13 protein-coding genes, 4 tRNA genes and 1 pseudogene are annotated in these 21,384 nt (G+C 64.3%); 10 read left to right on the top strand and 8 right to left on the bottom strand.

What is annotated here, in order from left to right; genetic code table 11:
• Positions 1-25: 25 nt before the first annotated feature.
• Positions 26-1,381 carry a guanitoxin biosynthesis L-enduracididine beta-hydroxylase GntD gene (gene gntD / locus AWC27_RS29710; protein ID WP_085674560.1) on the bottom strand — a complete coding sequence of 452 codons (1,356 nt, stop codon included), beginning with the start codon at positions 1,379-1,381 and terminating at the stop codon, positions 26-28.
• 338 nt (positions 1,382-1,719) lie between these two features.
• Between gntD and car the strand changes: the two genes are divergently transcribed.
• Positions 1,720-5,247: a carboxylic acid reductase gene (gene car, locus AWC27_RS29705; RefSeq protein ID WP_085674557.1), complete on the top strand. Its 3,528-nt coding sequence runs from the start codon at positions 1,720-1,722 to the stop codon at positions 5,245-5,247.
• Positions 5,244-6,800 carry an MFS transporter gene (locus AWC27_RS29700; protein ID WP_085674554.1) on the top strand — a complete coding sequence of 519 codons (1,557 nt, stop codon included), beginning with the start codon at positions 5,244-5,246 and terminating at the stop codon, positions 6,798-6,800. The genes car and AWC27_RS29700 overlap by 4 nt, the downstream gene beginning before the upstream one ends.
• Here the strand turns inward: AWC27_RS29700 and AWC27_RS31435 are convergent.
• The 3 genes from AWC27_RS31435 to AWC27_RS29685 all read right to left on the bottom strand — a co-directional run bounded on the left by AWC27_RS31435 (position 6,752) and on the right by AWC27_RS29685 (position 10,852).
• A complete protein-coding gene (locus tag AWC27_RS31435; protein ID WP_085674552.1) occupies positions 6,752-10,222 on the bottom strand; it encodes a PE family protein in 3,471 nt (1,156 codons plus the stop codon). The two genes, AWC27_RS29700 and AWC27_RS31435, sit on opposite strands and share 49 nt — an antisense overlap.
• A 306-nt stretch (positions 10,223-10,528) precedes the next feature.
• On the bottom strand, positions 10,529-10,768 hold the full coding sequence (locus tag AWC27_RS29690; protein ID WP_085674549.1) for a hypothetical protein: 240 nt from the start codon (positions 10,766-10,768) through the stop codon (positions 10,529-10,531).
• 12 nt (positions 10,769-10,780) lie between these two features.
• A tRNA-Val gene (locus AWC27_RS29685) sits at positions 10,781-10,852 on the bottom strand.
• 169 nt (positions 10,853-11,021) lie between these two features.
• Here AWC27_RS29685 and AWC27_RS29680 point away from each other — a divergent pair.
• The 6 genes and pseudogenes from AWC27_RS29680 to AWC27_RS29655 all read left to right on the top strand — a co-directional run bounded on the left by AWC27_RS29680 (position 11,022) and on the right by AWC27_RS29655 (position 14,195).
• Positions 11,022-11,094: transfer RNA gene (locus AWC27_RS29680), tRNA-Gly, on the top strand.
• 29 nt (positions 11,095-11,123) lie between these two features.
• A tRNA-Cys gene (locus AWC27_RS29675) sits at positions 11,124-11,197 on the top strand.
• A gap of 15 nt (positions 11,198-11,212) precedes the next feature.
• Positions 11,213-11,287 (top strand) — tRNA-Val (locus AWC27_RS29670).
• Positions 11,288-11,515: 228 nt separating this feature from the next.
• Complete coding sequence (locus AWC27_RS29665) at positions 11,516-11,764, top strand: hypothetical protein (protein ID WP_085674535.1); 249 nt, start codon at positions 11,516-11,518, stop codon at positions 11,762-11,764.
• 13 nt (positions 11,765-11,777) lie between these two features.
• Positions 11,778-11,933, top strand: a pseudogene (locus AWC27_RS33075) (recombinase family protein); the annotation flags it as partial.
• 396 nt (positions 11,934-12,329) lie between these two features.
• Positions 12,330-14,195, top strand: coding sequence for a molybdopterin-dependent oxidoreductase (locus tag AWC27_RS29655; RefSeq protein ID WP_085674533.1), 1,866 nt, complete (start codon positions 12,330-12,332; stop codon positions 14,193-14,195).
• Between the two features lie 394 nt (positions 14,196-14,589).
• On the opposite strand, the gene AWC27_RS29645 is transcribed toward AWC27_RS29655, so the two are convergent.
• The 3 genes from AWC27_RS29645 to AWC27_RS29635 all read right to left on the bottom strand — a co-directional run bounded on the left by AWC27_RS29645 (position 14,590) and on the right by AWC27_RS29635 (position 16,626).
• Positions 14,590-15,042, bottom strand: coding sequence for a transcription elongation factor GreAB (locus AWC27_RS29645; RefSeq protein ID WP_085674648.1), 453 nt, complete (start codon positions 15,040-15,042; stop codon positions 14,590-14,592).
• Positions 15,043-15,053: 11 nt separating this feature from the next.
• Positions 15,054-15,284 (bottom strand): hypothetical protein, encoded by a 231-nt coding sequence (locus AWC27_RS29640; RefSeq protein ID WP_085674529.1) that lies wholly within the window; start codon positions 15,282-15,284, stop codon positions 15,054-15,056.
• Between the two features lie 64 nt (positions 15,285-15,348).
• Positions 15,349-16,626, bottom strand: a complete 1,278-nt coding sequence (locus tag AWC27_RS29635) for an NAD(P)/FAD-dependent oxidoreductase (RefSeq protein ID WP_085674528.1) — start codon at positions 16,624-16,626, stop codon at positions 15,349-15,351.
• A 503-nt stretch (positions 16,627-17,129) separates the two neighbouring features.
• Here AWC27_RS29635 and AWC27_RS29630 point away from each other — a divergent pair.
• Both AWC27_RS29630 and AWC27_RS29625 read left to right on the top strand, forming a co-directional pair.
• Positions 17,130-18,812, top strand: coding sequence for a PecA family PE domain-processing aspartic protease (locus AWC27_RS29630; RefSeq protein WP_085674645.1), 1,683 nt, complete (start codon positions 17,130-17,132; stop codon positions 18,810-18,812).
• Positions 18,813-19,163: 351 nt separating this feature from the next.
• Positions 19,164-20,939 carry a hypothetical protein gene (locus AWC27_RS29625; RefSeq protein WP_085674527.1) on the top strand — a complete coding sequence of 592 codons (1,776 nt, stop codon included), beginning with the start codon at positions 19,164-19,166 and terminating at the stop codon, positions 20,937-20,939.
• Here the strand turns inward: AWC27_RS29625 and AWC27_RS29620 are convergent.
• Positions 20,936-21,256, bottom strand: a complete 321-nt coding sequence (locus tag AWC27_RS29620) for a DUF732 domain-containing protein (protein ID WP_085674642.1) — start codon at positions 21,254-21,256, stop codon at positions 20,936-20,938. The two genes, AWC27_RS29625 and AWC27_RS29620, sit on opposite strands and share 4 nt — an antisense overlap.
• Positions 21,257-21,384: the final 128 nt, after the last annotated feature.

Below are 21,384 nucleotides of genomic sequence, written 5' to 3'. Positions count from 1 at the left end.
CCCACCGCGCCAACAGCGTTGCGGCTCAGTTCGCGGTGTGTGTTATTACTCGGCTTACATTGTCGAGCCGTCCGTTTCGCGTACGTCGCAGGTCGGTGACGATGTTGACGCGCTTGAGCCAACGATCGGTTCCATCGAAGCGTGGTTGGAATGGGCGCCGCCCATGGACGACGTTGTTGTTGTTCAGGAATACCGCTTCGCCCGGATCGAGCGGCAAATCGTATAAGCGGCAGTCGAGGTGATCGATAATCCACTCGAGGGCCATCTCGGCAACCACATCTCCGGGCTGAGCCTCGGTGAAGTCGCGATCGATTCGCAGCACCGGACAATCCGCAGGACCGCTGAGAATGGCGACTCTGGGCGGCTCCTGATAGATATTCTGCAGCTGACCGAAGCTGCTGTCGCGATAGTGAGAAACGTTGAATTGCCTGGTGTGTGAAGAATCTGGGCGGATGATGAATCGCTGTTCGTGCAGGATCTCTCGGATATCGCTCGGGATCCGGCTGGGGTCCACCCCGGAGACGGTAGTGGCGACCCTGCTCGGCCGTCGCAAGCACAGCAACCCCACGTAATCCGCACGATACGGCGAGAAGGCGTCCTCGGTATGCCAGCCCAGCTCCGTGAGACTCGAGGAACTCACCAACGAGTCCTCAAGCCCTTTGATCGGGAGAACGTCGGTGACGAGCCGACCGTCTTGCTGAGTCTGCCAGCCGATGGTGTCGCCGAGAAGTGAGGCAATCAGAACCAGCGCCACCGATTCTGAGCTACTGCCGTCGGTCTGAGCTTTCGCCCAATGCGTGGGCGTCGACTCCAGCTCTGGATTGATTACGACATTGCTCACCACAAAGGCATGCAGCCGATCGCTACAGCGTGCGTTGTTGGCCGCCGCACGAAGAGCGCGTGGCAGTTCTGCTGCAATGACCGGTGCGTCGGCGTGCAAACGCTGATTTTCCGCGCTGCCATATTGCTGAACACACTCGTGCGAGAGGTTGCGTAACGCTACGGCCTCGTCCCGATCCAGCGCGTAAGTGACTAGCGAGTCTTCTGACTGCTGACTTTCCGCTGTCCATAAGACGGCGTTGGAACGCATCGTTGATGACCTTTCGTAGGCGGCGAGGTTGCCGTGCTTGATCAAAACCGCCGACGCTGGGATATGGCTGTACACATTCTGGTGTTCCTGCAATTTTCCTGAAGAATGGCTGTGGCCGGTTTGCGGTTTTGGCACTTCGGGGCCGTTGATAATTTTCACGTATTGATTGATTGACGCATTCGATTCGCTTGCCACGATGACATGATTCGACGGATTGGGCGTGCACGCTAGGGGCTGCGGTTCGACCCGCAGCACGGCACGCCGAACGGCGAGCACGTCGATGACGCGCAATTCCAGCGTCCCGAATCACGTTATCTAGCAGTCGCTTTGACCCGAAATCTCGAGGTCAAGCTGGCACCTCGAGGACCGGTCGGCCTCCTGCGCTGAACCACTTCCGCGGCAACCGGAGCAGCGTTCCATCGAATGTCGGTGAAATTCCCCGGCGAATTCATTTCCGATTATGGGACACGAATATTCCTGGTCAATGTGATATCACGCACAGACTACCGTGAAGCATCTCACATACGCGAAAACCCATTTATGCCCGAGAATAGGTCCAGCTTCCCGTTTGGCGACCACCATTCCCAGCGGTTTGTCTTACTTAATTAATCCGTCCGAAGGGGCTTTTCTTGTCGACCGATTCGCGCGCAGAGCGGCTCGCTGCCCGCATCGCGCACTTGTACGCCACCGACGAGCAGTTCGCTGCCGCCAAGCCCAGCGACGCGATCACCCGGGCGGTCGAACGGCCCGAAATGCCTCTCCTGCAGATCATTCAGACGGTCATGGAGGGTTACGCCGACCGCCCGGCGCTGGCCCAGCGAGCGGTCCAAGTCAGCACCGATCCCAACACCGGACGCCAGACACAGCAGCTACTGCCCCACTTCGAGACGCTCACTTACCGCGACCTGTGGGACCGCGCTGGCGCCTTTGCGATCGCGTCGTCGACGGAAGTCGGTGTCGGTGACTGCGTCTGCCTGCTCGGGCGCGCCAGCGTGGACTACACGATCGTCGACCTGGCCCTGATTCGACTGACCGCCTTGCCCGTTCCGCTGCCGACCAGCGCCCCGATCAGCCAACTTCGGGCGAGGGTCACTGAGACCGCGCCGGCAATGATCGCGTCGAGCATCGAAAACCTTGCTGAGGCAGTGGAATTAGCGCTAACCGCCCATGCCCCGTGTCGGCTGATCGTGTTCGACTACCGCGGCGAGGCCGACGACGATCGCGCCGCTCTTGCCGACGCGCGCACGCAACTGGCCGACTGCGGGGTGATCGTCGAAACGCTTGCTGAGGCGATTGAGCGCGGGAAGATTTTGCAGCGCATGCCTACTGGCGAGCCGTCCGACGATCTGCCGGCGCTGTTGATCTACACGTCGGGCAGCACCGGCTCATCCAAAGGCGTCGTGTACCCGCGCAGTCGAGTCGCGAAGTTCTGGCGCAAGTCGGATGCCTATATCGCCCAGAGCAGCCATCCGTCGATCACGCTCAACTTCATGCCGATGAGCCACGTGATGGGACGCGAGGTGCTGTACGGGACGTTAGCCAACGGCGGTACCGCATATTTCGTGGCCAAGAATGACTTGTCGACGCTTTTCGAAGACCTCGCGTTGGTGCGGCCTACCGAGCTCGACTTCGTGCCACGCGTGTGGGAAATGATCTGTGCCGAGTTCCAGACGGAAGTCGACCGGCGCCTAGTCGGCGGCGGCGAGCGATCGATTATCGAGGAACAGGTCAAGGCCGAGCTGCGGCAGAACCTGCTCGGCGGCCGGTTCGTGGCAGCGCTCACCAGCTCTGCGCCCAGCTCCGCGGAATTGAAGGCGCGGCTGGAGTACTTGCTGGAAATGCATGTCGCCGACGCCTATGGCTCCACTGAAACCGGAATGATCTGGATGGACGGCCAGGTGCAGCGTCCGCCGGTGCTCGACTACAAGCTGGTCGACGTGCCGGACCTGGGTTACTTCCTTACCGACCGGCCGTATCCGCGGGGCGAGTTGCTGGTCAAGACCGAAAGCATGTTCACCGGGTACTACCAGCGCCCAGAAGTCAGTGCCGACGTATTCGACGCCGACGGCTTCTACCGCACCGGCGACGTGATGGCCCAAGTCGGCCCCGACAACCTGGTCTACCTCGACCGTCGCAACAACGTACTGAAACTCTCGCAGGGCGAGTTCGTCACCGTCGCCAAGCTGGAGCCGTTGTTCGCCGACAGCCCGCTGGTCCGGCAGGCCTACATCTACGGCAACAGCGCCCGCGCTTACCTGCTGGCCGTGATCGTCCCCGCCGAGGAGGCATTGGCACGCTTCGACCTCGACGAGCTCAAGCCGCGGATCATGGAGTCGCTACAACAGATCGCCAAGGCGGCCGGCCTGCAGCCGTATGAGATCCCACGCGATCTCCTCATCGAGACCACGCCCTGGACGCTGGAGAACGGCATGCTCACCGGTACCCGCAAACCGGCACGGCCGCAGCTGAAAACGCAATACGGCCAACGTCTGGAACAGCTCTACGCCGAGCTGGAAGACAGCCAGGCCACCGAGCTCCACGCGCTGCGCCGGCGCGGCGCCGACACGCCCGTACTGGAAACCGTCAGCCGCGCCGCCGGAGCGCTGCTGGGCAGCTCAGCTGCCGACGACCTGCAGCCGGATACGCACTTCACCGAGCTTGGCGGAGACTCGTTGTCGGCGTTGACATTCGGCAACCTGCTGCAGGAGATCTTCGACGTCGAGGTACCGGTAGGTGTGATCGTCAGCCCGGCAAACGACCTGCAGGCCATCGCCGATTACATCGAAGCCGAGCGCAAGCCCGGAGCGATGCGGCCCACCTTCGCCTCGGTACACGGGTCAGGTGCCACCGAGGTGCACGCCGGCGATCTCACGCTGGACAAGTTCATCGACGCCGCCACACTGGCCGCGGCTCCCGCCCTGCCGGGACCCAGCGCCCAGGTGCGCACCGTGCTGTTGACCGGAGCCACCGGTTTTCTGGGCCGCTACCTGGCGCTGGAATGGCTGGAGCGAATGAACCTGGTCGACGGCAAAGTGATTGCCCTGGTGCGGGCCAGGTCCGACGAAGAGGCGCGGGCGCGGTTGGACCGTACCTTCGATAGCGGCGACCCGAAGCTGCTGGCGCACTATCAGGAGCTGGCCGCCCGGCATCTCGAGGTCGTCGCCGGCGACAAGGGCGAGGCAAATCTCGGCCTGGACGCACAGACCTGGCAGCGACTCGCCGACAACGTCGACCTGATCATCGACTCCGCCGCTCTGGTCAACCACGTGCTGCCGTACAGCGAGTTGTTCGGCCCGAACACGATGGGCACCGCCGAGCTGATCCGAATTGCCTTGAGCGGTAAGCAAAAGCCCTACATCTACGTGTCGACGATCAGCGTCGGCGACCAGATCCAGCCTGGCGCGTTCATTGAGGACGCCGACGTCCGGGAAATCAGCCCGACCCGGCGGATCGACGACAGCTACGCCAACGGCTACGGCAACAGCAAGTGGGCCGGCGAGGTATTGCTGCGCGAAGCCCACGATTTGTGCGGCCTGCCGGTCGCGGTGTTTCGCTGCGGAATGATCCTGGCCGACACCACCTACGCCGGTCAGCTCAACGTGCCCGACATGTTCACCAGAATGCTGCTCAGCCTGGTTGCCACCGGCATCGCGCCCGCATCGTTTTACGAACTGGACGCTGAGGGCGCTCGGCAGAGCGCACACCACGACGGCCTACCGGTGGAGTTCATGGCCGAGGCGATTTCCACGTTGGGGGCCACCCTGGGCGAGGTTCGGGACGCGCGGGGGCTGAGCGGGTTTGAGACCTACCACGCGATGAACCCTTACGCCGACGGCATCGGCTTCGACGAGTTCGTCGACTGGCTCATCTCTTATGGCTGCTCGATCGAGCGGATCGACGACTACGCCGAGTGGCTGCGGCGGTTCGAGACCAGCCTGCATGCGCTGCCCGAAAAGCAGCGCCACGGTTCACTATTGCCGCTGCTGCACAACTACCGGCTGCCCGAGACGCCCTTCAACGGGGCGGTGATACCTACCGACCGATTCCGCGCGGCGGTCCAGGACGCAAAAGTCGGCCCCGATAAAGACATTCCACACCTCACGCCGCAGATCATCACCAAGTACGTCACCGATTTGCGACTGCTCGGACTGTTGTGACAACCGGGCAGCTTGCGGCCAAACCGGTGGTGGGACGCCCCGGTGCGGTGTTATTCACCGCCTGCGCCGCGCTGTTTCTGGTCGTGGTCGACGTCACCGTGCTACATGTCGCCGCCCCGAAAATCGCGGAGGGCCTGAATCCGTCAGCGAATGAATTCCTCTGGATCGTAGACATTTATCCCCTGGTGATGGCCTCACTGATGCTGATCGCCGGGGTCGCCGGGGACCGATTCGGCCGCAAGCGGCTCCTCATGACAGGCCTGGCGATCTTTGCTGTGGTGTCGATCCCGGCGGCGTTCGCGACCACGCCGTTGCTGCTGATTTTGGCCCGCTCGGTGATGGCGGTTGGTGCAGCGATGATCCTTCCTGCGACGGTGTCGCTGCTGCGGGTCGCGTTTCCCGACCGCAGGGAAAGGCTGCGGGCGATCGGCATCTGGTCGGCGGTATCGGCCGTTGGCGCCGCGATCGGCCCGGTGATCGGTGGGTTGCTGGTCGAGTACTTCTATTGGGGCGCAGTGTTTCTCGTCAACGTCCCCCTGGCGCTGCTGGTGCTGCTGTTGGTGTGGCGGCTTGTCCCCGAATCGCGCTCACAGGCCCGGCTGGTGCTGGACGGACTCAGCGTCGTCTTGTCGATCGTGGGTGTGCTCGCTTTTGTGCTGGCGATCAAGCAGGTGACTCGGCACGGGGTCGACGCCGCTGCATTCACGTGCCTTGCCGTCGCCGGCGGCGGGCTGTGGTGGTTCATCCGCCGCCAGTTGAGTAGGCAACGCCGCGGGATCGAACCGCTGCTGAACGTGCGCTTGTTCACGCGAGGGTCATTCAGCGTTGCGGTCCTGTCGGTGGTGCTGGCGGTGTTTTGCATCGTCGGGTTGAACCTGGTGTTCGCCCAGTATCTGCAGAATTTCCTGGGTCTGACGCCGGTAGCAGCGGCCCTGCGACTGACGCCGATGGCCGCGGCGACGGTCCTCGGTTCGCTCTCGGCACACCTGATCGTGGGCCGCTGTGGAAGCCGGGTCGCGATCGGGTGCGGCCTGGGGCTTGCGGCGCTCGCGCTGATTCCGTTGCTGACCCTGGGCGCGCACGAACAACTCTGGGTATTCGCCGGCTCGCTGGCCGTAGTGGGGTTCGTCCTCGATGTCGTGGTGGTCGCCGCGAACGACGCCATCGTTTCCGCCGTCTCCCAGGACTACATCGGCCAAGCCGCCGGCGTCGAAGAGGTCGCCTATGACTTGGGCGGCGGGCTGGGTATCGCGGTGCTCGGTTCGGTCCTCACGGCCGCCTACACCGGCGCGTTCCGGCCTATATCCGGCTTGGCGGCGGCACAGCTGTCAACCGCCCGAGAATCCATTCGTAACGCCCAACACCTCGCGGACACGTCCGCGTTGGGCGGACAGATTCGCCTCGAAGCCCAAAACGCATTTCTGGCCGGGTTTCACACCACCATCGCGGTTTCGATCGCGATTCTTGCGGTGGCCGCCGTCGCTACCGTCCTGCTCGCGCGTGACTACCCAGCAAAGCCGCCGACGGCGGACGCCAGCTGTCGCGGCGCGTAGCCCAGCAGCGCGGGAAGCAGGCCGCTGACTTGGACGCCTCCAGTGGCGACCAGCTGATAGGTCCCAAGTCCCGACGTAATCGTCGCAGTAATGGGCTGCGGCGGCGCTAGCAACCCGCCCATCGGAATCTCGATCACTACCGAATGCAGCAGCGGCACATTCGAAACCGGCACTGACTCCGAGAGCATGTACTGGCCGTTGAGGAACCCGTCGGCGATGATGGCCGGAGCGGCAACCAGAGCTTCCAACGTCCCCGTCGGGCTTCCGCTTTGCACCGCATCGAAAATGGCCCGGCCGGCGTCTTCCATCGCGAACGCCGCATTGACGGGGGCACCCAGCGCATCAACGAGCAAGGTCACCGGCAACCCGGCTTGCACCCCTACCGACGGGGTGAACGGAAGCGCGGGCGGTACGTGCACCGAAACCCCCATCGACGTGTCACTGAGCGTCGTCAGTACTTGGGCGAAATTCGTCACCATCCGTGGCCCAATGGCCACCAGCGGCAACAGATCTCCCACCGGCCCCCGAAGCCCGACGTTAAGGTTCACCGTCGCACCCGTGAGGTCCAGGCTGGTGCTGGTGCTGGTGCTGGCACCGGTGACGAATAGCGGGCGCAGCCCGTCCTCCACCTCGCCCAACCCAGCGCTCGAGTCACCCGCGCTGAAGTATCCGTATGCGGCTTGCAGGTGCGACGGCAGCTCGGACAACCCAGCACCCAGGTCTCGCCCGGCACTTTGCAGGCCGCCGCTGATGATCTGGACGTATTCCTTCTGGTTCGCGATCACCTGATTCGCAAATGGCATCGGATCGGCTTGCCAGGTGCTGTTTAGCGACTGCAGGTTGTGGTTGGAATTGACACCGAGCTTGACATACGGGCGGACCGAAGGGGGCAAGACCGTGTCGGTGGACTGCGGCACCCCGCCGGCAACGCCGGTTGTCCCCGAGGCTCCGAGGCCGCCCGTAACCCCATGCGCGCCAACGTTTCCCAATGCGCCGGTTGCACCGTGAGACGACCCCGAACCGCCTACGCCGCCGGCACCCCCGGCGCCCCCTGACCCGCCGGCGCCGCCGGCACCGGCCACCCCGCCACTGCCCGGATGCCCCCACATGCCGCTTGCGCCACCATCACCGCCAGCTCCGCCCAAGCCGCCGACACCCCCGGCGCCGCCAAGGCCGCCTTGCCCACCCGATCCGCCGACACCGGCCGCCGCGCCGGTCCCTCCCGCCCCGCCGGCACCTCCTGGACCGCCCATCGCGCCGACGCCGCCGACACCGCCGACGCCGCCGGCGCCACCCGCGCCACCCGCGCCTCCGTTGCCCGAGTACAGCCCGCCGTGACCGCCGTTACCGCCCTGGGCGCCGGTGCTGCCATGGCCGCCGGCACCTGCCGCAGCCCCGGTACCTCCGACGCCGCCGTTGCCACCCGCCGCGCCGGGGCCGCCGACTCCACCGGCGCCGCCCGCGGCGCCTTCCCCGCCCGTGCCTCCGGTGCCACCTGGACCACCGATGCCGTCGGGGGCGTCGGAACTGCTGGTGCCACCGACACCCGAGTGATGACCACCGGGACCCCCGTCGCCACCGGTGCCGCCGTTGCCGCCGGTTCCCCCCGGTGCGCCGGCACCGCCGGTACCGCCGGTGCCGCCCGCACCACCATTGCCTCCGGCGCCACCGTCCGCATCGGGCAAGCCGGCCACGCCGCCGATGCCGGCGCCCCCATGGCCGCCGTCACCGCCATTGCCTCCGTCACCTCCCGGCGCGCCAGGACCACCGGAGCCGCCGTTGCCGCCCCCACCGCCGGGACCACCGACGCCCCCATCGTCCCCAGTAGCCGAGAAGCCCTTGCCGCCGGCGCCCCCGTTACCTCCGGTCCCGCCCGTTTGGCCGATCTGGGTGCCATTTGCGCCGGTCCCGCCGTTTTGACCCGGACCGCCGTCCGCATCGTCGAATTGGTTGGTGCCCTCTGCGCCGGGACCGCCCGGAGTCCCGGAACCAGCCACACCGTTTGGACTGGCGGGAGTGGGGTTCACCCCATCAGCCCCAAGAACGCCAGCGCCTCCCGCGCCGCCCTGGCCACCCGCCCCGCCGTTGCCAAACAGATAGGCGTTGCCACCGTCACCGCCGCGACCGGGCTTTAACCCATCCAAGCTATCCCCGCCCTGGCCGCCAGCCCCGCCATTGCCCGACCAGTGACCGCCGTCGCCGCCGGTCCCGCCGGACGAGCCAGCGCCACCGGCACCGCCGGCGCCGCCATTCCCGATCCAGCCGGTCGATCCCCCGTGTCCGCCCGGACCGCCGACGGAGACAACTAGGCCGCTGCGTCCGCCCGAGCCGCCATCGCCACCGTCGCCGTACCAGAGCCCGCCGGCACCACCGTTGCCGCCGGCGCCACCTACGCTGGGAATTACGTTGCTTACCCCGCCGCTGCCGCCCGCGCCGCCGTTGCCGACAAGTCCTGCCGCACCGCCGTGCCCACCGTTCCCGGCATGGCCACCGCCCAAGCCGCCGCCAGTGTCGGCACCCGACCCCGCGTTTCCGCCGTTGCCGTACCAACTTCCCCCGGCACCGCCGTTACCGCCGTTGCCGCCGGCGCCGCCGCTTAGCATGCCGAAGCCGCCGACAGCACCATTACCGCCGGCACCGCCGGCGCCGAACATGCCCGCGGCACCGCCGTCGCCCGCCGCCCCGCCCGAACCACCGATGCCGAAGCCGGTGGCCTTGCCGCCGGCGCCGCCGTTGCCGCCGGCACCCCCACTGCCGAATATCCCGCCGGCACCGCCGCGACCGCCGGCCCCGCCGGCCTGGGCGGTGTGCGACGCGATGACGGCATCCGCTCCGGCGCCGCCGCTGCCACCGGCACCTCCATTGCCGGACCACTGGCCACCGGCCCCACCGTCGCCGCCGGCGGCGCCGGCGCCGCCGGCCCCGCCATTACCGCCGTTGCCGAAATACCCTGCCGCGCCGCCGTTGCCGCCGCGCTGGCCTGCGGCTCCCGCCGCACCGTTGCCGCCATTACCGGACAGCCACCCGCCCGCTGCGCCGTTGCCGCCCGGCTCAGTGGCGTTGCGGCCATCACCGACCAGCGGTCGACCCGTCGCCGCAAAAATCTGCGCATTGACCGTGTCGAACAGAGCCTGCTGAAAGTTGCCCACCTCGGTCAGCTGATAAGACTCCGCCGTGGCGGTCAGTGCCTGGACAAATTGCTGCTGAAATTTCTCCGCCTGTGCGCTGATAGCCTGGTAGTCCTGCGCGTGGTTTCCGAACAACGTCGCTAAAGCCGCCGATACCTCGTCGGCAGCGGCTGCTGCAATGCCTTCTGTCCGAACGGATGCCGCAAGATTGGCCGCTGCGAGCGATGCGTGAATATCCGTGAGATTCGCCGCCGCTGCCGACACAATTTCGGGCAACACTATGACCATTGACATGACCCATCCTCAATAATGATCAACCGTTTGTGTGTGGCGTCATCGTCACAGGTGATAGGGCATTTTAAGGCTGTCGAGCGATGACAACCAGTGTTTCCGCGAAAAATGTGCTGCGCTGAAATAGCGCTATAATTCCATTGTGCTGCAGTGGCCCTTAAGACTAAAAATAGAGCACCGGAATATCGGATCGCGCTCAATTATTCGTTAGCTAGCGAAGCGAAATAACCGCCTTAGCCTGCGGAGGTTGCGCGAATTATTCCGGCCCGTCAATTAATGCTTCTAATGTGAGATCCGCCGGTCCCAGATTCACAGCCGGAGGTGCTCCCGGTCGAGCGGGAGTGCTGAAGTTAGAAACGAATAGCCGCCAGAACCGGCACTCCAACGGTCGAAATCTATCGTGACGCCGAGCCAGTGAAACGAGTTCTCGCCGAACCCATCTGGGACGTCCAGGAGCTTCTTGATGCAGTCGGTGCAGCGGTCCTCGGCGCCGCCGGCTGCCACAGCGGCCGCTGCATCGAACGAAATGGTCCGGATCTGGCAAAACACCCTGTGACCTTGTGGTCCCGGCTGGGATCGAACCAGCGACCTTCCGCGTGTGAAGCGGACGCTCTTCCACTGAGCCACGGGACCGCGCCGAGAGGCGAACGAGGTCGAACACTAGCACGACTGGCGGCACCACCGAACGCACTACCTGGGCGAGCGCTAACCTAGACACGCAACGTTCCGAGAAATTTGTGTGCGCCCGCTCACGTGGACTATCGTCGTGCTTCGCACCGGGCGACGATCTCGCCCGTTGCGCGCGGACGTAGCGCAGTTGGTAGCGCATCACCTTGCCAAGGTGAGGGTCGCGGGTTCGAATCCCGTCGTCCGCTCGAAGGTGCAAGTGGCATCAATCCCCAGCGGTGGAGTGGCCGAGTGGTGAGGCAACGGCCTGCAAAGCCGTGCACACGGGTTCGATTCCCGTCTCCACCTCCAGCTTGAATCCCCACAGCGCGATTAGCTCAGCGGGAGAGCGCTTCCCTGACACGGAAGAGGTCACTGGTTCAATCCCAGTATCGCGCACCACGTTTTACGCAGTTCAGATAGCCCGTCCTGAATCTTTCTTGGCGCCTATGCCCAATATGTGCCCAATGGAAGCCCGCGACACGCCCCGCTGTGAGGCTTTGTAGGTTAAGTGCCCGCTCCCCTCCTTGAGACAATGATTCGCACCGTGACCCCCTGGGTTCCGGTGTCAAGCGACGTCTGGTGGTAGGCCGCTGCTAACAAGCAGCCGGCCGTGGCCAAGGAGCAAGAGTGAGCGAGACCAAAATTCGGTCGTCGGCGGGCACCTCGGTGCATCGCGTCGAACTGGCCGACGGACAGCTGCCCGACATGGCGTGCGGCGTCAACGGAGTGGCGCAGCCGAGATGGTTTCGGCCCACTCACATTGATGTGGAGTTCGATCCGAGAGGCGTGGTGGAGACCCGCATCTATGGTCTGCAGATTAAACAAGACGGCTCCCTAAGTGAGCGCGAGCTGGATCACCGCTGGCGTCGGCAGTAAGCGAAACAATGCCGGCATCGACCGCCTAGGCCCTAACGCTGCAGAGGTTAAGGACGACCATCAGGGAAATCGGCGAGCGTGGCATCCGCTTCGCTCACTAAGGGAAGGCATCGACACTTCAAGTGCCGTAGGCCGCGTGGTGGCCGGCGTCCTCGCCAGCCTGGCCGAGCGGACCCCTCCAACACCGCCTACCGCGCCGCCAGCTGATCAGCGCGACACCCTGAGCGGGATCGCCTCGGCAGCTCCCCCGGGGGGCCCTAAGAGCTCGTCCCGGCAACAGAGGATTTCGACGAAGGATGCCTCATTGCCTGCCTAGCAAGGCTCCAACTCGTGGGGCAAGTCCTTGTAGTAGATGGCCGGACGGGAGGCAGCCGGGTGCGCAAGCTCCGCAGCCCACGAATCTCGTCGGGATCGACGCCCAGCGTGCCGTCGCCCTCCTAGCTGAAGTCCAAGCACTCACCCACGCATGTGCGGTCCATCACGTCTAGACACGGTTCCCGATTAACCACGCCAGGCGTAGAGTTTATACAAACCATGTTTGTACAAACTAAGGCGACGAGATCCGATGGCCGGCAATATATTCCACATTCACCACTCCCCCAATAGCAGCCGCAACGCCAACACATGCGTCGATTCCCCAAAAACCGTAACCGCCGCGCACGACACTGAAAAGCTCAAGTCAAACAACCGCGCCCACAACGCGCAGCAGGCTGTGGGCTATCGCACCGAACTGCACCTTGCCGAGGACATCGTCAACCCAGAAACCTGGGCCGGCGGGTTGGAAGACAAGCGGGCCATCGCGCCGCGACTGCGCGTTGGGCGCGATAAATGGCTGAACCTGCTGTGGCTGATTCCCATCGGGTTCGCCCTGCTGATCGCGGCGGTGGCGATCGGTAAAGGCCTGCACAACGTACCGGCGGTGCAGGAGTTCATTCAGCGCCACCCCGGTACCCATGTGCCTTCCGGGGTCAGTCCGGGCATACCCGCGTGGGTCGGCTGGTCGCACTTTTTCAACCTCTTCTTGATGATGTTCATCATCCGGTCGGGGATTCAGATCCTGTGCGATCATCCGCGGCTTTACTTCAGTCGCAACGCCACTCCCGGCAAAGACGAATGGCTGCGAGTGGCCAAGCCGGTGCCCGAAGACCCGCTGTGGACGGCCAAGGACGATTCGGTTGGCCTGCCTGCGCAGTTGGGGTTGCCGGGGATTCGCCATTCCATTGGGCTGGCGCGGTGGTGGCACCTCGGCGTTGATACCTTGTGGCTGCTCAATGGTGCGGTCTTCTACGTGCTGTTGTTCACTACCGGCCAATGGCGACACATCGTGCCGACCAGCTGGGACGTTTTCCCAAATGCTATATCGGTTGCGCTCCAATATCTTTCGCTGAGCTGGCCGACAGACAACACCTGGGTGGCCTACAACGCGCTGCAGTTACTGGCGTACTTCGTCACCGTCTTCATCGCCGCACCGCTGGCCGTTGTCACCGGTCTCGGCATGTCGCCGGCCCTGTCGATGCGGCTGACCGCAATCAGTAAGCGACTGAGCATCCAGGCCGCACGCTCGCTGCATTTTCTGGTGCTGGTGTACTTCCTGTTCTTCATCGTCGTCCACGTCACGTTGGTCTTCGCCACCGAAGCTTTGCGCAACCTCAACCACATGTTCGCCGCGCGCGACGACAACAGCTGGGTGGGGTTCGCGATCTTCACCGCGGCCATGGTGGTGGTGGCCATCGGCTGGGTGGCCGCCACACCCTTCACCTTCCGCCACCCTCGCGTGGTGCAGCGCGTCGGTTACGCTCTCATCGGGCCGCTGCAGCGGCTCTTCGAGTACACCAACCCAAAGCCGGGCGCATTCACCGAAAAGGATGTGTCACCATACTTTTGGCACAACGGCACCTACCCGGAGACCGTCGAATACAAGGAGTTGGAAAAGAACAATTTCGTGGATTGGCGGCTACGGGTCTACGGCCTGGTCGAACACCCGACAGCGTTCTCGCTGGCCGACCTGCATGATCTGCCATACCACGAACAAATCACCCAGCACTTCTGCATTCAGGGCTGGTCGGGTGTCGCCAAATGGGGTGGCGTGTCGATGCAGACGATCATGGACATCGTCAAGCCGCTACCCGAGGCGAAATGGGTGGTGTTCTACTCCCTGGGTCCCGGCGCCGATGGCGGAATCTATTACGTCGCACACCCGATAGAGCAGATGAGTCACCACCTGACCATGCTGGCCTACGACATGAACGGCGAGCCGGTGAGCTATGGCCACGGCGCGCCGCTGCGGCTACGCAATGAACTGCAACACGGCTTCCGGCACGTCAAGTGGATCAAGGGCATTGAGTTTGTCGCACACTACAGCGAGCTGGGCAGCGGCTACGGCGGTTACAACGAGGACCACGAATTCTTCGGGCGCCACCAAACCATCTGAGGCGCCCAGATCGGTTCTGACGGTTCAGTTTCGACTCAAGTGCGCATGTGTTGGCAATCGCGGCGCAAGACGAGACAGTGCACCACCTTCGGATTCCCATCGGCTCAATGCAATGAGGGCATTCTGGCAATCTATGGCGCCGCCTCCGAGGAATTCATCGCGCACCGTCGCATCCCCAACGCCGGCAATGTGTTCCGTGATTGCAGACATGTGCAGCCTTTCTAACCTTGTTGTTCAACGTAATTCGCTACCTTCGTCCGGCAACAACACCCATGACCAGGAAGTACACCGCCATGAGAAGCAAAATCATCGCCGCCGGCTCAATCAGGTCAAACATCGTCCGTCTCCCCCCTCGTCCCTTAAATTGCCTGTGTGCGTGGGCAACCCAAGCGCACTACACCCCACCAGCCGTGTGAACGCCGCACGGACCGGCTTTGAGCAGGGTTATGGTGACGTCAGCCCCGCTGGGCAGGGTGCACATGCGGCGTACGCCAGCGCGTGCGTCCTCAGTGGCAGCCCCCAGCGGGGATCGGTTCGAGTAAGTCTGCACGTCGCCATGTTCGGCGCCGCGCACCCGGAGTAGAAAGACCTCAGTGTCGGCAGCGCCGTCGTAGGGGACGGTCAAGACCATGCCCGGCTCGATCCCGTCCTCGCCAACCACGGCGTTAACCAACAGATCCTGGATCCGTTTGATCCGCAAGAGCCAAGCCCGTTGGACAGCGGCCTTGCGTTCGTCGGCATCCTCGAAAGCCATTGGACCCGAATACATCTGCCGCAGCGTGGCCAGTTCCCTTTTCAGCCGCTCGTAGGCTTGCGGCGAGATCCGCGCGCGTTCGGTGTTAGCCATTTCCGCTCCCTTCATGGCACCGCACAGCCACCCTGGCCCTCGCTGACGGCCGCGTTGTTCAGCACATCTCGAAGCTCGCGGATACGCGCTCGTCGCGCCGAATAGCAGGCTCCGACACTCGCGTGGTAATCCATCAAGTCGTCGGGCACCTCAATGCTGGGCCGCGAACGCAGCTCGGCGAGTTCGTTGTGCAGACGGGTGTAGTCCTGCCGCGTCATCCAGATGCGTTTGCTGTTGGTCATTTTGAATGAGTTCCTTACGTATCGAGCGGAGTGTCGTCAGAGGCCGCAGCACGGCCCGGTCGGGCTACCGGGACGTGCTGCGGCCGGTCCTGCGCAATGGATCGAACTCGGCCAGGCCCTGGGGTTGCTTGCCGGTGGTGATCTGTTCGGCCAGCAGCCGACCGGTCACCGGCCCGTGCGCCAATCCCCACATGCCGTGACCGCCGGCCACGTAAACATCACGCGCCACTTCGCCGATCAGCGGCCGGCCATCGGGGGTGACCGCGCGCGCTCCAACCCACAGATTGCTACGCACGTCCCAGCGCACCCCGTCCAGCATGGGGCGCACCGCGGCGACGATGGCGTCCACCCGAAGGGTTGCGCGGGGTTCATGCGGGTGGCGGAATTGCACGGTGCCCGAAACCCGCAGTGCGCCTTTGTAGGGCGTGCACGCCACCCGCGCGTCCGGAAGGTAGATGGGCCCCGGTATGGGGCGATCCACCGGCACGGTAAACGAGTAGCCGTGACCGGCCGCCACCGGGACGCGGAACCACCGGCCCGCGAGCCGCGGCAACCGCGCCCCGGTCGCGATCACGGCCGCGTCGGCGCTCAACGGGTCGCTGCGGCGCGCGTAAACCACCGCGCCGTTGCGTGAGCTCACGACATCGTCGACTTCCAGCCTGCGCACCACCGCCCCACGGGCCACCACCGAGCGGCCCAGGGCCTCCACAAATCGCCGCGGGTCGACGAAACGCTGACCATTGATGTTCAGCCCGGCGGTGACCGCCGGCGATGCCAGGGGCACCTGCCCGCGCAACGCCTCACCAGCTAATTCGGTCACATCCATTGTCTGGCCCGCCTTTTCGAGCTGACGCAGCATTCCCATCAGCCGCTGCGCTGACGCGGTGTCGCGAAAAACGGCGGTGACCGGTGTGTCGGTCACCGGAGCATCGACCCCGTTGGCGATCAGCACGTCGAATGCTTCGATGCAGTCCTCGTTGAGCGCTACATTGGCCCGCAGCGCCCGCTGCCACGACGATCGCCGACAGTTTGCGACGAAACGCATCAAGAAGGCCCCGAGGTCCGCGTCGGTCGTCAGCGGCATGTGCAACGGTGCGGTCGGGTCGAACAGCGAACGCAGTCCACCACGCAGCACCGACGGGGAGTTCAAGGGAAGCGTCAGCCCCGGAGCGATCCAGCCGGCATTGCCCCAGGACGCACCGGCCGCAACGCCGGTGCGGTCTACCACCGTGACGTCGACCCCGCGCTCCTGCAGAAACCACGCCGTTGACAATCCGGCAATGCCCGCACCGATAACGATCGCCGACCTGGGTCCGCCGTCAATTCGCTCGACGCCGCCCATCAGACACACACCTCCGCAACTGAACTTTGGATTGGTAATTCCATGGTCGTGTGAGCGGGCGCCGAGTTGTTTGCCGGAAACCGACAACTGCGCCGCGCAAGATTGTCCCGGCCCGACAACGCCGTCACCGCGACCTATGTCGCCGAAACACCTGCACCCGACGGTCCGAACATGAGATCGGCTAGCACTGACGCTCGTCGCCGGCCACTCGGCGAAGTGAGCGGCTCGACCCGACAGCTTGGTGAAAGCGGTATGACGCGGCCGGATACCGAACCGCCTTCACACGCTCCAGCGAATCCGGCAGGCAGATTAAGGCGTTAATCCGTTATAGCGCTGTTTAATTCGGTCCCCACTGCGCCGCCGGCGCCAAAGCCTCACGTCAAACGCTACCGCCCAATTACGCCTCGAAAGTGCCAAGATAGACCGCATGAGCATCCGCTTACCTCCCAATCACATTGGGCTGTTCTGCACGCATTTGATTACTGATTAGAGCCGAGGGCATGATGTCGCTGTTGGTCGTGCTTCCCGAGTTGTTGTTATCTGCGGCAACGGATTTGGAGAGCGTCGATGCTGAGCTGAAGTCCGCGATTGCGGCAGCTGCTAGTCATACCACCGGACTGGCGGCTGCCGGCGCCGATGAGGTATCTGCGGCCATGGCGGAACTGCTTGCTGAGCATGGTCAGCAATTTCAGGCGCTCAGCACGCAAGTCAGCGAGTCTTACCAACAATTTCTGGAAGCGCTCAGCGGTGGGGCGTGGTCGTATCTGGGTGCGGAAGGGGTTAACGTCTCGCCATTGCAGATCGCGGAAAACGCCTTGCTGACTGTGATTAATGCTCCCACCGAGGTGTTGTTTGGGCGTTCGCTGATCGGTGATGGAGCAAACGGAACGGCCGCGAGTCCGAATGGCGGAGCTGGTGGGCTCTTGTATGGCAGCGGTGGCAGCGGTTACTCACCAACGGCGTCGGGGGCAGCCGGTGGGGCCGGCGGTGCTGCGGGGTTGATCGGCAATGGGGGGCCCGGAGGCGCCGGCGGAGCCAATGCTTGGGGTGGGGCCGGTGGTCACGGCGGGTGGCTGTTCGGTAGCGGCGGGGCCGGTGGGCAGGCCGGAGCCGCCGGCACAACCGGCACGGTCGGTGGAGCTGGCGGTAATGCGGGTCTGTTCGGCGCGGGTGGGCCAGGTGGTGCCGGCGGCATCAACGCAGCTGGTGGGGCTGGCGGGCTCGGCGGCTGGTTGTATGGCAACAACGGGGCCGCGGGCGTTGGTTCACCGGTCAGCGCAACCGTCCCGCTCCAGTTAACGGAGCGTGGCATTGAGCCGGTGACGTACGCATCCATAAACGGCGGACGACCCGTGCAACTGGAAGTCGACACCGGATCCGTTGGTCTCATTGCCCCGTTCTGGGACATCGGGCTTCGGCACCTCGGCTTGCCCACGGGGATTGGTCTCGCCGCTTACGGCTCGGGGGTCAACTGTCTATACCTCACCTTTGACACGACGGTGGATTTCGGGAATGGAGCCATCACCGCACCGACCTCAGTCGGCGTCGGCGTCGTCTACTTCCCAACGTCGCCCTATGCCCTTTTGACGTTGGCCTTAGGTCCCGTTGGCCCTCTTATCGGCCTGGGCCCTTTCGGTACGGCCGACGGCATCCTGGGCATTGGGGTTAATACCGGGGGCTTTCCGACTGCGGGAGCCCCACCCCCCGGCAATGTGATCACGGCGTTGCCGGGGGATCTCAATCAGGGTGTGCTGATAAACGCACCCCACGGTCAGATGCAGTTCGGTGCCAACCCGCTGAGCCCACTCCCCAACGCCTCGATTTCCGGAGCACCGGTTGCCCCCTTGGCCATACAGATCAACAACGGGCCACTCGTACCCGTTGTCGCGGTTATCGACTCCGGTGGTGCGAGTGGATCCATCACTGCGTCCGCACTGGGGACCGGTCAGGTCTCCGGAACGGTTCCACCGGGAACGACCATTTCGGTCTACACAAGCAATGGCCAGACCCTGCTGTATTCGTATACGACGAGCGCAACGGTAGGCCCGTTTCAAGGCCCAACGGTTATGTCAACGCCCACCTCGTTGGGATACGACATGATTACCGGGTTCGCTCCTTTCGCGCTGGGGCCGGTGTACATCTCGACCAGCCCCAACGGTGTCGGGACGACAATCTTTGACACATGACATGGGCACACACCCGATACCGTGGCCCACACGTGAGGCGTTGAGGCACGATCTTCCATGGGTTGTCGCGAACTAGTGAGCGCAATTTTGCCGGGTAGGTCCCGGCGTGTGCGAGGTGAGATGTCGTGGACTTTTCGGGGGTGCCCCCGAGGTCAGCTCCGCGCTCATCCATGCCGGCTGGGCTGACAACGGTTGGCTTGAAAGGAGACCACGACCCCAGCAACGTCCTTCTATGATTCGACGGAAAACGCCTGACCAGACCGTCCGAACATGAGATCGTCTAGCACTAGCGCTCGTCGCCGGGCAGTTGGCGAAACGAGCGGCTCGACCCGACAGCTTGGTGAAAGCGGTATGACGCGGCCGGATTCCGAACCCCCACTGGATTCACTCCTGGCCCCGCGCATCCGCGAGCTGCTGGAGCAGAACTACTACTCGAAGGTCAACGCCAGCCTCACTCTCGAAGAGGCGGCAACCGATCCCGGCTTCCTCAAGGATCCGCTGAGCCACCTGGCGCTGTTCACCGATCACGGTGTCATTCACGCGCGCGACATCGCTAACCGCATCGTCGGCGTGATCGGAAATGTGTTGGGAGTCAAGATTTCTGAGCGCACGCCACTGCGCCGCCAACGCATGACGAGCTACGGCTGCCTGCTCGCCTACGTCCACGACATCGGGATGTCCGACGTGAATCCGTTCGGGCGAATAGTCCACGCGGAGTTCGCCGCCCAGGAACCTTTCGGGCCCGCCTTCGACGAGATCGTCGACATTCTCTGGACGGAGAACACCGGGAACCTGGCCTGGCACGTGCTACGGATGACCAGCGCCGGCATCATCGAAGGGCCACCGCAGCGGATCCTGCGCGAGCTCACCGCGCTGGCCTACGCGCACAGCAAGAGCGCCGTGCCCGCCGCCAAGCTGGACGACACCACGTCGCTGCGCGACCTGATGCGCTTCGTCTTGAGCCATCCGCTGGAGGCCCTGTACCACCAGAAGCTCCGCAACAAGGCCCGGACCGAGGACGAACGAGCTCATCACGAAGCCGCCTTGCAGCAGGTCGGGGGCGCCTCGGCGCTCCACGAGCACCGTAAGGCCTTGCTCGACCGCCATTACGCCGACTTCGACGGCACCGCCTTTTCCTGGTTGCAGGCCACCGACCCAGAGGCCCGGGAATTCGTTCTCGACGTCATCGACACGATTCGCTGCCTGCGCTGCGCCGACGCGCTGCGGCAGCGGGGCACCCATCTGCGGACCTCCGGTAGCTACCAGATCTTCATCGACCAGAAAACCGCCAACGCCGTCTATGCCCTGCACGATAGGGACGGACGGACTTTCCTGCTCGAGGCAGACAACGCGCTGAATGCGGGCGAGGCCAACATCGAGATATCCGAGATCACCCCCGAAGGCGATCTGCGCTTAGCCTTCTTTCACGGCAGCTTCGGATCCGACGAGGCGATGCGCCGCGCGGTGCGCAACGCTGCCGTCGTCGTCGACGACATCCAGTCCGACGTGGTCGAAAGCTTCGCCGGCGTGGCGGGTGCAAACCACACCCGGGTGCTGCTGGAACACACCGACGACAATCCTGATTTCGCACCGTTGGTCGCCGACATTGTTGTTGCCCGAAGCCCCGGACTCACCGGCCGCGTGCTGTGCGTTCCATCACTGCGCAGCGCCCCCGAGCCCGAACGCCGACGCTTTCTCGCCGCAAGCGCGATCGAATGGGACCGCGAGCAGCGAATCACCTTGCTGCGCAACGTCGCAAGGCGCGGCTACAAGACCGACCACATCGATCCCGATCTCGGCTTCTGCAACGCGCGCTTGGGACACCTCTCACCCGGCGAGTGCCTGACGGAAGTCGGCGCAAGGGCGACGTTCGTCTACATCCCGTTGGCGCCCGGGCTCTGCGGCCACCCTTCGGGAGGCTACGACTCCTTTTGCGTCCATCCCTGGGAGCCGCTAGGCATCACGGGGGTAATCCGGGGCGACGTTCGAAACGCCACGGTCGTCGCAGAAAGCGACGTCGACGTCCTCATCCTCCCCAAAGACGTGTACCTCGATCACTGGCACCGCAACTACACGGCTGCGGAGTTCTGCGATCTCATGCGCACGTTCAGTGACGCGCAGCCCTAGCCGCTTTTGCTGCTGTCGGGCAGTTGATCCGGGCAGTACACACCGGCCGAGATCGCCGTGAATTTCGCGGCGTTGGTCTGGCTGAGCCCCGGGTTCTCGTCTTGCAGGACCTTGACGACGTCGATGGCGGGCTTGCCCGACTTCGCCATGTCGCACACGCTTTTGCCGGCTTTCACGGCATTTTCGGCGCTCTGGTAGGTAATGCCGGCGCTGCCCAGTGCCACCAGAAATGCTTGATCTTGGTTGGCGTCGGCGTGCGCCGGTGCGGCCAAGCCGATCACCGCGGCGACGCTGGCCACTGTTAGCAGGAGCTTCATGACCCCGTGATTGTTCCAAAGCACTGCTGAGCACGCGTCTCCTGCGGCGAACGGCGTGTGAATTTTGCCGGAATATCCGGCCATCAAGCTCGCGTCAACCCAGGGTTGACACCGTCGGGACCGTCAAC

It is taken from the genome of Mycobacterium szulgai, assembly GCF_002116635.1.
In the GTDB taxonomy this organism is placed as follows: domain Bacteria; phylum Actinomycetota; class Actinomycetes; order Mycobacteriales; family Mycobacteriaceae; genus Mycobacterium; species Mycobacterium szulgai.
The sequence above is the reverse complement of the archived record's forward strand: the minus strand, read 5'-3'. Positions and strand labels throughout refer to the sequence as shown.

What these genes read in the sequence shown, in the direction of transcription:
- AWC27_RS31435 (WP_085674552.1), bottom strand. Translation starts at nt 10,222, where the DNA reads ATGTCAATGGTCATAGTGTTGCCCGAAATTGTGTCGGCAGCGGCGGCG.
- AWC27_RS29655 (WP_085674533.1), top strand. Translation starts at nt 12,330, where the DNA reads ATGGCCGGCAATATATTCCACATTCACCACTCCCCCAATAGCAGCCGC.
- AWC27_RS29645 (WP_085674648.1), bottom strand. Translation starts at nt 15,042, where the DNA reads ATGGCTAACACCGAACGCGCGCGGATCTCGCCGCAAGCCTACGAGCGG.
- AWC27_RS29640 (WP_085674529.1), bottom strand. Translation starts at nt 15,284, where the DNA reads ATGACCAACAGCAAACGCATCTGGATGACGCGGCAGGACTACACCCGT.
- AWC27_RS29635 (WP_085674528.1), bottom strand. Translation starts at nt 16,626, where the DNA reads ATGGGCGGCGTCGAGCGAATTGACGGCGGACCCAGGTCGGCGATCGTT.
- AWC27_RS29630 (WP_085674645.1), top strand. Translation starts at nt 17,130, where the DNA reads ATGTCGCTGTTGGTCGTGCTTCCCGAGTTGTTGTTATCTGCGGCAACG.
- AWC27_RS29625 (WP_085674527.1), top strand. Translation starts at nt 19,164, where the DNA reads ATGACGCGGCCGGATTCCGAACCCCCACTGGATTCACTCCTGGCCCCG.
- AWC27_RS29620 (WP_085674642.1), bottom strand. Translation starts at nt 21,256, where the DNA reads ATGAAGCTCCTGCTAACAGTGGCCAGCGTCGCCGCGGTGATCGGCTTG.